We start from the raw sequence: 13,112 nt of genomic DNA on the forward strand, positions 1-13,112 counted from the left end.
TCTGCCGGAATTGTACTTCTAGCAGACTTAATCTCTGGGATATCTTATCGAAAACTATTTTTTCTTATACCTTCTGTTATACTTTTCAACCCTTCCAGCGGTATCCAAAAGCATTTTCTTTCCTGTATAAAAAGGGTGGGAAGCAGAACTAACCTCCACTTTAACCAAAGGGTATTCTTTCCCATCTTCCCAGGTTATGCTGTCCTGGGTTTCTATAGTAGACTTTGTGATGAACTTGTAGTCACTGGATGTGTCTAAGAAGACCACCTCTCTATAATTTGGATGAATGTCTTTTTTCATGTGTTTATATTTGTCTTTTTAAGGTCACATGGAATCTCGCAATCTTAATCATCCCTCCGTGTGAGGTTTACCTCATGCCCTGACTGCCGTCAGGACAGGCTCGATTTCATGAGTTTACCATGGCTTTGATTCAATTTTTGAAATGGAGGCACAAATTTATTGCATTTTAAGCAAGCCTCCAAACCTTTATTCAATAAAAACAGTGCCCTGCAAAAAGAAATCACAATTATCTCTTCACTACAAGGATTTAAAAATCCATTTGCGCATATTTGGCCGTAAATCAAGGCAAATTTAAACAGCTTGCTTGACATGAAAAAATTTTTTCTGACAGGATCCCTCTTGGGTACTATGCTTACTTTTAGTTATGGACAAGGGGCTTACTTACCATTTGACAGGGACAACTACCACCTTATAGAAAGGTATGAAATCAAAAAAGGGGAACTGAGTCCTGTATTCCACACGGGATTTAAGCCATATAGAAGAGCCGATTTAGCTACTTATTTTGAAGAAAGCATCCCAGACTCCATTTTTAAAAGCAAATCGGACCTTTTCAACCAAACCTATTTCCTACGGGACAACTGGGAGTTTTATGGAGACCAGCATCCTGAGTCAAGAAAAAGCTGGGGGGGAATTTACGAAACTCCCGCAGATTTTTATTTCTACAGGGACAGTGTGTTTGATGTGCATCTGGATCCAGTGATATACTTTCGGGGAGGGCTAGAGAATGGTGCCGGTGATTTTCGCTTTAGAAACACCAGGGGGCTAGCCTTAAGAGGTAGCATAGACAGGAAAATTGGCTTCTACACATACCTTTCTACTACTGACCTAATTTTCCCTTCCTGGGTAAGAGATTATGCACAAGATAAAGGGGCGGTGCCGGGAGAAGGTTTTTGGAAGAGATATGGAGAAGGGGGCTACAGTTTTTTTTCGGCCATGGGTCACGTCACTTTCCAAGCTACCCCGCACATAGCCATCCAGGCAGGCCACGACAGGAACTTCGTAGGTGAAGGTTACAGATCCCTAATCCTTTCGGATTTCTCCAACCCCTATGTTTTCGTAAAGGTGAACACCAAAATTTGGAAGCTAAATTTCACCAATCTTTGGGCTCAGATGAATGCAGATATCGATTTTGACAGGGGCTTTCCTACTGATGGCAGGTATCCCCAAAAGTGGTTTTCCCACCATCGGCTGGGGGTGAATTTGGGGAAAAAGTTGAATATTGGCATTTTTGAGTCTATCATGGCCAACCAAGTGGACTGGAATTATTTTAATCCATTGATTTTTTACAGATGGGTCGAGCACCAGCTCGGTTCCCCGGACAAGGTCATGATTGGCACAGATTTTAAATGGAATTTCACACCCGGTATGCAGCTCTATGGGCAGTTTGTATTGGATGAGTTTGTATTCAATGAATTCTTCGGGATAGACGGAAGAAATTCAAGCAGAAACAAGCATGGGGTTCAAATAGGCTATAAATACTTGGATGTAGCCGGGGTGTCCAATTTGGATTGGCAATTGGAGTATAACCAGGTTAGACCATTCACCTACCAGGAAAAGTTCGAATACCAATCTTTTTCCAACTACAGAACCCCTCTAACTCACCCCTTGGGAGCAAATTTCAGGGAGGCAGTTTCTATTTGGAGGTATCAACCATTCCCCAAGCTTCAGCTTCATGCTCATGCCTTGCTACAAATACATGGGCAGGATTTTAATGAGGAAGATAATTTTGGAGGAGATGTGCTAAAGGGTAGGACGAGCACGAGTACAGGGCTATTCGGCAATTATATAGGCCAGGGTAACACCCAAAAGATCTGGATAGGGGCAATCAGAGCCAGCTACATGTGGAAGCACAATGTTTTCCTTGACTTATCCTATACCTATCGTGATCAGCACTCCGTAGATGATCACTCCTCGGTAACTGCATCTCTTTTCCAAGGAGCACTTAGAATGAATTTCCAGCATTTGGACTTTCTTTTTTAAAAGGCCAAGTGGGTATTTGCCTGCAATTCCCTACAGAAAAAGGCAATTCTTGACCTTTAAAAAGTTTTGGTTTCTGCAATGGGTTTGAATTAGCCTGTTCCCTTCGATGACGGGAAAAGTTGCCAAGATTGAAGGGTAATTCCTCACTGAAACATAGCGTTTCTGCTTGTTACTGGAATCGAAAAAGACAATTTTGCGTTCCCCATCCCTCCGTGTAGTAGCGTTATTTGTCTTTCGCACATCATCCTAAAAAGGGCATGACAATTGCGAGTATAGCGTAAAGGTCTTTTTTGTCCTAAAAAACTGTGGAGAAGTCAAGAAACTTTCGGCATTCCTATCAGTTTATTAGTATATTAGTAGCAAAGTAGCCAAAATTCGGAAGCCATGAACAAGGTTAACAGTATCTTTCAGCTTTTGGTGGCACTTTTCTTTGGTGTTGCCCTAGTGTATTTTCTTACCTATGACAGAATGTGGGATCGAGAGCTCACAGCCGACTTAGTGGTTATTTGGCTGTTGGTCGGATTGGTTCTTTTTGTTCTTTCATGGGGGATATCCATGTATTACGCAAGTAGGCTTAATGGGGTAATCAAAAAACTGGAGTTGGAGAAAAAAGAATTAAAGGCCTTGGTGTTTGACATGGAAAGGGGCATGAAAATCGGCCAAGTGGACAGACAAATTGAAGGAAATTCTCCCGCAAGTGGAGAAGAAAAAGAATCTTCCTCCATTAAACCGCGAAAAAATTTCAAATAGTTCTTACCCGATGTGAATTAGCTCGGCAGGAGAATACCATACTTCGTTAACTTTTAATTATTCTTTTGATGGTTGCAAAAACTTTTGGCTGTGCGGTATCAGGAGTAGATGCCAAACTGATCACTATAGAAGTCAATGTAGGGCAAGGCACCAATTTTTACATGGTGGGTTTGCCGGACAGTGCTGTCAAGGAAAGTCAACAGAGAGTCGAGTCCGCCCTTAAGTTTTATGGGTACAGAATGCCCCGACAAAAGGTGGTAGTGAATCTGGCTCCTGCAGACATTCGCAAGGAAGGCTCCTCCTATGACCTTCCCATTGCACTGGGAATCATACAGGGGTCGGAACAAGTTTATTTCCCTGCCTTGGAGGATTATATCATTATGGGTGAACTTTCCTTGGATGGCAAACTAAGGCCTATCAAGGGCGTGCTTCCAATAGCCATTGAGGCTAGGAAAAGGGGGTTCAGGGGGTTTATTCTTCCAAAAGTAAATGCGAAAGAAGCCTCTATCGTCAACAGTCTCGATATTATAGGAGTGGAAAGCGTAGAGGAAGCTATCCACTTCTTAGAGGGCAAATTGGATATCAGCCCATTGACCACAGACACAAGAGATATATTTTACCATTCTTTGGAGGAATATTCGGTGGACTTTGCAGATGTACAAGGTCAGGAAAACATCAAAAGAGCCATGGAGATCGCTGCCGCAGGTGGTCACAATGTTATTATGATAGGTCCACCCGGAGCGGGCAAAACCATGTTGGCCAAACGACTACCATCTATCCTACCCCCACTTAGTTTGCACGAGGCACTTGAAACCACAAAAATCCACTCCGTTGCAGGGAAACTGGGGGAAGAGGCCTCTTTAATTGCTCAGAGGCCCTTTAGGTCACCTCACCACACCATAAGTGATGTGGCCTTAGTAGGTGGAGGCGGAAATCCCCAACCCGGTGAAATTTCCCTTTCCCACAATGGGGTGCTCTTTTTGGACGAGCTCCCGGAATTTAAGAGAGCCGTTTTGGAAGTGATGCGCCAACCGCTGGAAGAGAGAAAAGTCACCATTAGCAGGGCCAAGGTCTCTGTGGACTTCCCTGCAAACTTCATGTTGATTGCTAGCATGAACCCTTGCCCCTGTGGGTATTACAACCACCCTGAAAAAGAATGTGTATGTGGACCGGGAATAGTCCAAAAATATCTAAACAAGGTAAGTGGACCCCTCCTAGACCGTATTGACCTGCATGTAGAGGTTACCCCTGTCAAGTTTGATGAAATGACCTCAAACCGAAAATCCGAACCTAGCAAATCCATCCGGGAAAGGGTAACCGCAGCCAGGGAAAGGCAGGTGGAAAGGTTCAAAGACCAAAAAGACATTTATTGCAACGCCATGATGCCCTCGCATCTGGTAAAAGAAGTCTGCCAAATCAACGAGGCAGGAAAGGCTCTGCTCAAAACGGCTATGGAAAGACTGGGACTCTCCGCAAGGGCTTATGACAGGATTCTGAAAGTTTCCAAAACCATTGCTGATTTATCCGATAGTGATGATATAAAGGTGGAACACCTGGCCGAAGCGATACAGTATCGTAGCCTGGACAGGGAAGGCTGGGCAGGATAGCCCAGCCCTTAGTTTTCCCCGGTGACTTTTTCTAAGATTTATTGCAAAAATTGCCTAAATTGGCTTTATTAGTAACTGGTATGCCTAGAATTTCAACAAAATATTATCACCAGCAAATTCTTGTATTTATAATAAACAACTGGGCTACTTTAAGGATTAATTAATGAAGAGTTCAATCCTATTAATAAGAACTACTCCTAGAAATTGACAAATTATGTGGTCTAAGGAAAAAAAGATTCAGGAGGAAATAAATCTTGCACATACAACTTCTGTTTTTGCGGAAGGGCTGGATGTGGTGGGTGACATAGAGGCCGAAAGTGATTTGCGGATTGAAGGTGAAATACAGGGTAACGTAACTTCCAAAAAAAAAATAATAATAGGCATTTCGGGTAAGGTCTTGGGCAATATTTCTGCAGGAGAACTTTGTGTGATGGGATTAGTTCATGGTGAAATGCACATTGGTGGTCTGGCTAAATTCACTGAAACAGCCAAAGTGAAGGGGATTGTATATTCAACTGGCATCGCTATTGAAGCAGGTGCAGATATGGAGGTGACCCTTAATAAGATCAAACCGGAAAATCTAGCCGATAAAGGCAAAAAATCTTCCAATTCAAATTTTCTAAAGTTTGGTAGGAAGAAACCAAACCCCAAGGAAGACCTAAATAATATTAAAGCGGAAATGGTTAAGAACCCTTAATCAATTATTCGTCTAGGGCATTTTCGATATCCTCCATCAAATCACCTACATTTTCTATTCCTATAGAAACTCTCACCAAACTTGGATGAGTTTTAGAGCCTTCCCCTTCCACCTTTGCCCTTCTCTCGATCAGGCTTTCCACTCCACCCAGGCTGGTGGCATTGCTGAATAGTTTCAGCTTGGATAGGAATACATCTGTTGCCTTACTATCGCCCCTATGGACAAAAGAAAGCATACTGCCATAGCCAGTCATTTGCCGAGAGGCCAATGCATTTCCCTCATCTTGTGGTAGTCCTGGATAGTATACTTTTTCTACTTTAGCATGGCTGTCCAGAAAAGTCGCAATCGACATCGCATTTTCACAATGCGCCTTTATCCTGTAGCTCAACGTCTTTATGCTCCTGCAAAGCAAATAACAATCAAAAGCCGAAGGAGAAGCACCCCCAAGAACTTGTACATTTCTTACCTTTTCCCAAAATTCATCCTTTTCAGAGGTGATCAATATTCCCCCAAGCACGTCACTGTGCCCGCCTATAAATTTGGTGTTGCTGTGCATTACCATATCAGCCCCCAATGCAAGAGGTTGTTGGAGTATCGGTGTGGCAAAGGTGCTGTCCACCACGGTGCGGATACCTTTTTCCTTTGCCAACTTACACACCTCCTTTATATCCGTAATCCTTACCAAGGGATTGGAGGGGGTTTCCATCCAAATTAGGGAAGTGGTAGGTCGAACCTGCTTGGATATTGCCTGAAGATCTGTCATGTCCACAGAGGTCACCTCAATCTTACCTTCAAAAACCTTCAGCAACTGGTTTCTCATTCCGTGATACATGTCATTTGGAACCACAATGTGTGATTTTGGATCCAAGCTTTGAAATACTGCCATTCCCGCAGCATTGCCCGAGGCAAAAGCAGCAGCATCCTCACCGCCTTCCAAGGCTGCCATTACTGCCTCCAGGGATGTCCTGTTGGGGTTGTTGATCCTGCTGTAGATAGGAGACCCCTCGCCATGCTGATAGGTGGTAGATAGTGAAATGGGTTGAACCACTGGATTATCCTTGTCATTCACCCTATTTGAAAGATGTATAGCAATGGTTTCGGGCTTCATCTTCTTCTTTTTTTGAAATCAATTCAAATTCATAACTTAATACTCAAGGTATCGCTCTCAAGGCAAATAAAATTGCCACAATAAGCAATAAAAGACCCATCAAGTCGGCCAACCTTTTAATTGTAATATAAAGAATCTTTCTGTGCTTTTCCATGGTTCCTCTTTTGGTGTTACGCCAGGTCAAATCGCTCTGCGTAAATATTTTGCCATAATACACCTGCCCGTCTGAGGCTGATTTCGGCTACATCCATCATAGGGCTTGGCCCGCAGATATAATAATCGAATTCATTCTTTTTAACAGGTAGATACTTGAGGATTAACCGCTCCTCAATCATGCCCTCTTCCCCACTCCAATCTTCTTCCGGTTCTTGAAGCACATGAACAATTTGGAGGTTTAACTGTTTTTCAATCGTTTTGAGATCCCCCCTAAAGGGAACTTCCTTCCAATTCTGGTTTCCATACAAAAGGATACATTCTCGTGGATCTTCCTTGTCACATAAGGTTTTTAACATGGAAATCGCGGGGGTGACCCCTATTCCACCCATAATAAAAAAACATGGTTTATCTTTTAAGGTAAACGAGCCAAAGGGTCCTTCCAAAAAAGCCTTTTGACCCGGTTTTAGGTGCTTCCATTTATTGGTGAAATCCCCCAATCTTTTGGCGGTAATCGAAATCTTAGAAGAATCGGCACTAGAGGAAAGTGAAAAGGGGTGTTGCTGCAGGGAGAATGGACTTGATTTAATGGTTATCCAAACAAATTGCCCTGGCTCAAAAGCCATTCTTTTTCCATTCATCGCCTTAAGCACCAAGGTGTATGTATCATCCCTTTTGGGGTTAACCTCAGCAATTTCATACGGTTTATTCCTATTTAACCACGGCCTTACCAACCTGGTATGTACCAGAAGGTACCCATAACCTAGGAATAAAATACCCAAGGAAATAATTTTCCACATACTATCCAGGTAGTGTGACACTTGCACACTATGCACAACTCCGACAAGCAGGACCAATCCTCCCAATAGACCGTGTAGTAGCCGCCACACCTCATAGCTGAGACCAAACGAAAGCCGCCACAAGCTGGTTGTCAGCAGCAGGACCATGCCAACGGTAGCAAGCATCAGGGCGATAGCCCTGGGAAGGTTTTCAGTGGGATCATAAAAAGAAAGGTAGGAAATATCCGCAATCAACAACAAAATAGGGTGAGAAAGGACAAATAAAATTGCAATCACTCCCATTTCTTTGTGGAACTGGATTATGTTATCTACTCCGAAGACTGGGGCTACTTGTTCGATTCTGCCGGAAAAAAGAAATTGAAGTCCAAATAAGGACAGCCCCATAAACCCCATAGACACCCCTAACTCTTCTAAGAAACTCCTAGGAGAAGGCAATTCCCCTGAATAGGCGATAAATAGAGGCAGAATTGCCAAAAAGAAAAAAATCCCCAGCCATAGCATACCATTTTTGAAGCTGTATCTTATCATTTGCTTGCCGTTTGACCGGTGATTATTTCTGATTAGCGTATTCTATCTACTGATCTCACCAAAAGCTCATCTTTTCTAATGAATCTATTAGCAATTAAATTCATAATTAATGCAAAAACTAGGGCATAAAACCCTATCACATAAGCCCCTGTGACATTGGGATTGAAGTCTTGATTTGCCTGATAACTCACAAATACGATCAGGCCAAGGTTGACCCCCATAAGCAGGCTGTTGATCATATTAAGCATCATTTGCTTACCCCTGTTCTTGAATTGCAGCAAACTGAAAATTGCCAGCGCCGCTGAGGCCAAGGCAAGTATCCCAATATACATGGTATTTGTAGTCTCCTGAATTTCACCGGATTGAATATCGGTGGTGGCTAGTTGCCAAGCTGTAAGCTTTAATTGCAAAGTCTGGCCTGGATTAACCTGAAACCAAATAGGCAAAAAAGCCACTACCACCATACCGGCAGCAACAAGGAACAAAAAGAGGGTCTGTTTTCTTTGTATCATTGTCATTTATATTTCCGGACAAAGAAACGGGGTATATTATATATTAGCAAGGTAAATGTAGGATAGGGATTAATTTTTTGTAAACCCTATATTTGTGGCCAAGATGGAGTTTCGCCAAAAATATTTTCTTGAGTTACAATACAAAGGTACAAATTTTCATGGCTGGCAAGTACAACCTAATGCCATTACTGTCCAATCCGTCCTAGAATCCTCCTTGACAACCTTGCTCAAATGCCCTACTCCTGTGATGGGAAGTGGTAGGACGGACACAGGGGTGCATGCCTTGCAACAATTTGCTCATTTTGAAACCAATGAAGAATTAGACTATGCCCTATTTCTGAAAAAACTTAACGGAATCCTTCCCAAAGACATTGCCGCAAAGCAACTTTATTCCGTACCCATGGATGCCCATGCCAGGTTTGATGCCATAAGCAGGGAATACAAATATTTTGTCCATCTGCAAAAAAACCCTTTCTATGAAGGAAGAAGCTGGTATTGTCCCTATGAAGTAAACTTACAGATGATGAATGACTTGGCAAGAATGTTGTTGAAACAAGGGGATTTTGAATGCTTCAGTAAGGTTAAAACCAACGTAAACCATTTCCATTGTGAAATAAAAAAGGCATTTTGGGAACAAAAAGGGGAACAAATGATTTTCCATATTGTCGCAGACAGATTCCTAAGGGGTATGGTGAGGGCCATTGTGGGGACCTTGCTGCTCGCAGGTCGCGGAAAACTGGATGAAAAAGATTTCAAGGAAATTTTGGAAAGCCGGAATCGAAGCAAAGCAGGAGCTGCAGCCCCCCCGGGAGGCTTGTTTTTGGCCAAGGTGGCCTATCCTCCTGACCTTTTTACCTATAATCTTGACAAAAATTGAGCTTAGAAAAAGAAAATATCAATAGCGGGGAAATTCTGGATCTCGAAGTATTGAGGAAACTATATCGGTTTGTAAAGCCCTATAAGTGGAAATTTTACAGCCTTATTTTTCTTACCTTGGCCCTGGCTGCGCTAGCTCCCACCCGGCCGCTATTTATCCAGATTGCGATTGATGACCATGTCGCCATTGGTGATGCCCAAGGTTTGCTGCATATGGCATATATCCTGATAGCCTTGCTATTGCTTCATGCGCTGGTACAGTTTGCCCATACCTATCTATCGGGATGGATAGGGCAGGTAATAATAAGGGATATTAGGATTAAACTATACCGGCACTTACTGAAAATGAGGCTCAAGTTTTTTGACAATACCCCCATAGGAAGGCTGGTCACCAGAAATGTAAATGACATAGAGGCGCTCTCGGATGTTTTTAGCCAGGGCTTGGCATCCATTATTGGTGACCTTTTACAACTTGTTTCCATCCTTACTGTGATGTTTATTGTAGATTGGAAACTCACATTAGTGAGCTTGTGTACGCTACCTTTGCTAATTATTTCCACTTATATTTTTAAGGAAAAGGTAAAAAAGTCCTTCAATGAAGTACGTAATGCAGTATCCAACCTCAATTCCTTTTTGCAGGAGCACATTACCGGAATGAATATTATCCAAATATTTAACCGCGAAGACAAGGAGTTTGAAAAATTCAAGGTAATCAATAGAGAGCATCGGAAAGCGCATCTTAGGTCTGTACTTTATTATTCGGTCTATTATCCAGTATCCGAAATCATTCAAGCCATAGGTATTGGGCTGGTGGTTTGGTACGGTGCTACAGGGGTTTTTGACATGCAACTCAAGGTGGGCGTGCTTATATCTTTCATCATGTACCTGCAACTTTTTTTCAGGCCTATAAGAATGATTGCTGACCGCTTCAACACCCTTCAAATGGGAGTAGTGAGCTCGGCCAGGATTTTCAAACTATTGGAGAACAATGACCAAATTCCCAATGAAGGAAACCACGCTCCAGAGAGAATCAAAGGCCACCTAAGTTTCGAAAACATTTGGTTTGCCTACAATGAAGAAGAATGGGTACTTAAGAATATCAATTTTGAAGTAAAACATGGAGAAACGGTAGCATTGGTAGGTGCCACAGGTGCTGGAAAATCCTCTATCATTAATCTCATCAGCAGGTTTTACGAGGTCAACAAGGGGAGAATAGTACTGGATGGTAAAGACATTCGGGAATATGAGCTCGGCGTATTAAGGAAACATGTGGGAGTGGTGCTTCAAGACGTGTTTCTTTTTTCAGAATCCATATTCTTTAACATCACTTTGGGTAACCCAGATATCAGTGAGACCCAAGTAATGCAAGCCGCAGAAATGGTTGGAGCTAGAAGGTTCATTGAGAGGTTACCTGGAGGGCTCTCCTACAATGTCAAAGAAAGGGGTGCAACCCTGTCCGTTGGCCAACGCCAGTTGATTTCATTTGTCAGGGCAATGGTTTATAACCCTGAAATCATCATTCTGGACGAGGCCACCTCCTCGGTAGATACCGAAACAGAAGAGCTCATTCAAGATGCAATCGAGAAAATGATGAAAGGAAGAACTTCCATTGTAATTGCCCATAGACTTTCCACTATTCAAAAGGCCCATAAAATAATGGTTTTGGATCATGGCGAAATCAAAGAGACTGGCACGCATGAGGAATTGCTGGAAAAGGGCAAATACTACGCCCAGCTCCATCAAATGCAATTAAAGTCCATGGCCATCAGTTAGCTTTTATAGGGTATATTACCCACAATAGCCCTGAATTATTTACGTTTGATTTTCAAAAAACCAATAGACTTTAAATTTTAAGCAAAAAACTATATGAAGAAAACTATTTTGTTTTGCCTTATTTTTTTGCCCTTGATCGCATCTGCGCAAGAACACCAGGTGGGGATACGAATTGGGGAACCCTTCAGCTTAAGCTACAAAACCTTCATTCAAGAGAAAATTTCGGTAGAGGGCATGGTGGGAAGGGCTAGTCCCAATAGCTCTCAATATTACAGAAGGGCTTTTGAAAACAACCCGCCCGTCTCTTCTGCCATTTACACCAACCATACCACTGGAGACGCATTTTCTTTAAATTTACGTCTGGCTTACCATGAAAATATCTCTTCTGAGTTCAACATTACCGAAGGGGCATTGTATGCCTATGGTGGTGGTGGTGGCCAATTCAGAAGTGTAAGGGCAAACTATGGATGGACAACCCCAAGCCCTAGTGTCCCTAATGTATTTAGAAGTGAGAGAAGGCGAAATGTTGACTTTGGCGTGGAGGGTTTCATTGGTTCAGAATACTACCTGGAAGAGCTCCCTATATCTGTGTTTGCTGAGGTGGGTCTCTTTATGGAGATTGTGGACAGGCCTGGACATATTAAACTTCAGGGCGGTATAGGAGCGAGGTATTTGTTTTGATAAAATCGAACATGACGAGCACGTCACACACCGGGATGATTATCATGGCGAGATTCCATGTGGCCGTTGAAAAGAAAATATAAACACATGAAAAAAGGAGTAACCATAACCATTGTTATAGCCTTGCTGGCAGCTCTACTGCTCTATTTTTATGGAAGGTTAGGAGGGTTCAATAGCGTGGAAATTTCGGTGGAGTCTTGTGAGGATCGGAAATTAATGGGTATGCATTTCAAGGGGACTCCACAGAGTAATGAATTGCCACTAACATTCAAGAGAGTGTCAAACTTCAAGAAAGAAACCAGCAAAACCGGTCTTTACACCATTTATTACACCGAACCTGCCGGGAAACTTGATACCTTACACTTATTCGTAGGTGTTGAGGCCGTTTCGGGAGACGTACTTCCCCATGACTTGGAATTGGTATCCATTCCTTGCGAGCAAATGATTTTAGCAAAGGTGTCTTCACATAGATTGGTGATGCCCAGCCCCAAAAAGGTAAGGCAAAAAATACAGGCATTTGCAACAAAAAATAATCTAGAACTAAAGGGTGAATTTATGGATAAAATCTTGGATGAAAAAAATGTCGAGGTTTTGGCCCCTTTATCCCCAACTAAAAGATGACTCATACCGTAAATTATGGTATGATTTTGGTAAATCGATTTCAAATCAATTAATAATATATGCAAATATTAACGAATTCAATAAAGCAGATGACATGGGGAATAGTTTTCTTCTCCTTAGTTCTAATGAGTAGTTGTGAAGGCCCAGTAGGCCCCCCAGGCCCTCCTGGTCCCGATGGATTGGATGGGCAAGTTATTGTGGGGGAGGTATTTGAAATAGTGGGAAATTTTACAGAGGAAGGTAATTATGGCATCGCTGGCGAATATGGTTTTGAAATATTCGAAACCGACAAGTTACTGGTGTATCACTTAGACGGTTTACTGGACGGTGATGTAGATTTGTGGAGACCACTGCCAAGAACGGTGTTCCTCGAAGGGGGGAATATCTTCAATTACTCCTTTGATTTCACCTTTTTCGACTACAGTATTTTTTTGGAGGGTAACTTTGCCCTTGGACTGCTGGGGTCAGAATGGACCGAAGACCAAGTGTTCAGGATATTTATTATCCCTGGAGATTTCATTAATGCCCGGATGGACTTTTCCGATCAGTCTAAGCTTCTGGAAATGATGGAAGTGAAAGAATCAGAAATCCAACGCATTCGGTTAAATTAGTGATTTTAAACCCATTTTGAGAAAGCAATCCTGCCTCTAGGATTGCTTTTTTTATTCAAAAAAAAACTGTTGGAATTGAGGAAATTACAGTCTATATTACGAGCACACCTATAAT

Annotated in this window: 13 protein-coding genes; 9 read left to right on the plus strand and 4 right to left on the minus strand. The window is 42.4% G+C overall.

Annotated elements, in window-relative coordinates:
* Window positions 1–54: 54 nt before the first annotated feature.
* Entirely contained in the window at window positions 55–300 is a 246-nt protein-coding gene (locus DB520_RS20730; protein ID WP_114751691.1) for a type B 50S ribosomal protein L31, read from the minus strand.
* A gap of 309 nt (window positions 301–609) precedes the next feature.
* Between DB520_RS20730 and DB520_RS20740 the strand changes: the two genes are divergently transcribed.
* The 4 genes from DB520_RS20740 to DB520_RS20755 all read left to right on the plus strand — a co-directional run bounded on the left by DB520_RS20740 (window position 610) and on the right by DB520_RS20755 (window position 5,334).
* Complete coding sequence (locus tag DB520_RS20740; protein ID WP_114751693.1) at window positions 610–2,280, plus strand: hypothetical protein; 1,671 nt, start codon at window positions 610–612, stop codon at window positions 2,278–2,280.
* A gap of 384 nt (window positions 2,281–2,664) precedes the next feature.
* A complete protein-coding gene (locus DB520_RS20745; RefSeq protein WP_114751694.1) occupies window positions 2,665–3,030 on the plus strand; it encodes a hypothetical protein in 366 nt (121 codons plus the stop codon).
* A 68-nt stretch (window positions 3,031–3,098) separates the two neighbouring features.
* Window positions 3,099–4,637, plus strand: coding sequence for a YifB family Mg chelatase-like AAA ATPase (locus tag DB520_RS20750; RefSeq protein ID WP_114751695.1), 1,539 nt, complete (start codon window positions 3,099–3,101; stop codon window positions 4,635–4,637).
* A gap of 214 nt (window positions 4,638–4,851) precedes the next feature.
* The gene (locus DB520_RS20755; RefSeq protein WP_114751696.1) at window positions 4,852–5,334 is read left to right on the plus strand and encodes a bactofilin family protein; all 483 of its coding nucleotides are present in this window, start codon (window positions 4,852–4,854) and stop codon (window positions 5,332–5,334) included.
* A gap of 4 nt (window positions 5,335–5,338) precedes the next feature.
* On the opposite strand, the gene DB520_RS20760 is transcribed toward DB520_RS20755, so the two are convergent.
* The 3 genes from DB520_RS20760 to DB520_RS20770 all read right to left on the minus strand — a co-directional run bounded on the left by DB520_RS20760 (window position 5,339) and on the right by DB520_RS20770 (window position 8,435).
* Window positions 5,339–6,442, minus strand: coding sequence for a trans-sulfuration enzyme family protein (locus tag DB520_RS20760; RefSeq protein WP_114751697.1), 1,104 nt, complete (start codon window positions 6,440–6,442; stop codon window positions 5,339–5,341).
* A 170-nt stretch (window positions 6,443–6,612) separates the two neighbouring features.
* The gene (locus DB520_RS20765; RefSeq protein ID WP_114751698.1) at window positions 6,613–7,923 is read right to left on the minus strand and encodes a ferredoxin reductase family protein; all 1,311 of its coding nucleotides are present in this window, start codon (window positions 7,921–7,923) and stop codon (window positions 6,613–6,615) included.
* 32 nt (window positions 7,924–7,955) lie between these two features.
* The gene (locus tag DB520_RS20770; protein WP_114751699.1) at window positions 7,956–8,435 is read right to left on the minus strand and encodes a DUF4293 domain-containing protein; all 480 of its coding nucleotides are present in this window, start codon (window positions 8,433–8,435) and stop codon (window positions 7,956–7,958) included.
* 103 nt (window positions 8,436–8,538) lie between these two features.
* Here DB520_RS20770 and truA point away from each other — a divergent pair, with 103 nt between their 5' ends.
* The 5 genes from truA (at window position 8,539) to DB520_RS20795 (ending at window position 12,997) form a co-directional block, all read left to right on the plus strand.
* A complete protein-coding gene (truA, locus tag DB520_RS20775; protein ID WP_114751700.1) occupies window positions 8,539–9,312 on the plus strand; it encodes a tRNA pseudouridine(38-40) synthase TruA in 774 nt (257 codons plus the stop codon).
* The gene (locus DB520_RS20780) at window positions 9,309–11,084 is read left to right on the plus strand and encodes an ABC transporter ATP-binding protein (protein ID WP_114751701.1); all 1,776 of its coding nucleotides are present in this window, start codon (window positions 9,309–9,311) and stop codon (window positions 11,082–11,084) included. The genes truA and DB520_RS20780 overlap by 4 nt, the downstream gene beginning before the upstream one ends.
* Window positions 11,085–11,177: 93 nt before the next feature.
* Entirely contained in the window at window positions 11,178–11,765 is a 588-nt protein-coding gene (locus DB520_RS20785; protein WP_114751702.1) for a hypothetical protein, read from the plus strand.
* Between the two features lie 87 nt (window positions 11,766–11,852).
* Entirely contained in the window at window positions 11,853–12,386 is a 534-nt protein-coding gene (locus DB520_RS20790) for a hypothetical protein (RefSeq protein ID WP_114751703.1), read from the plus strand.
* 125 nt (window positions 12,387–12,511) lie between these two features.
* Window positions 12,512–12,997, plus strand: coding sequence for a hypothetical protein (locus DB520_RS20795; protein ID WP_232835079.1), 486 nt, complete (start codon window positions 12,512–12,514; stop codon window positions 12,995–12,997).
* Window positions 12,998–13,112: the final 115 nt, after the last annotated feature.

Source organism: Pleomorphovibrio marinus (assembly GCF_003347495.1).
Taxonomy (GTDB): domain Bacteria; phylum Bacteroidota; class Bacteroidia; order Cytophagales; family Cyclobacteriaceae; genus Pleomorphovibrio; species Pleomorphovibrio marinus.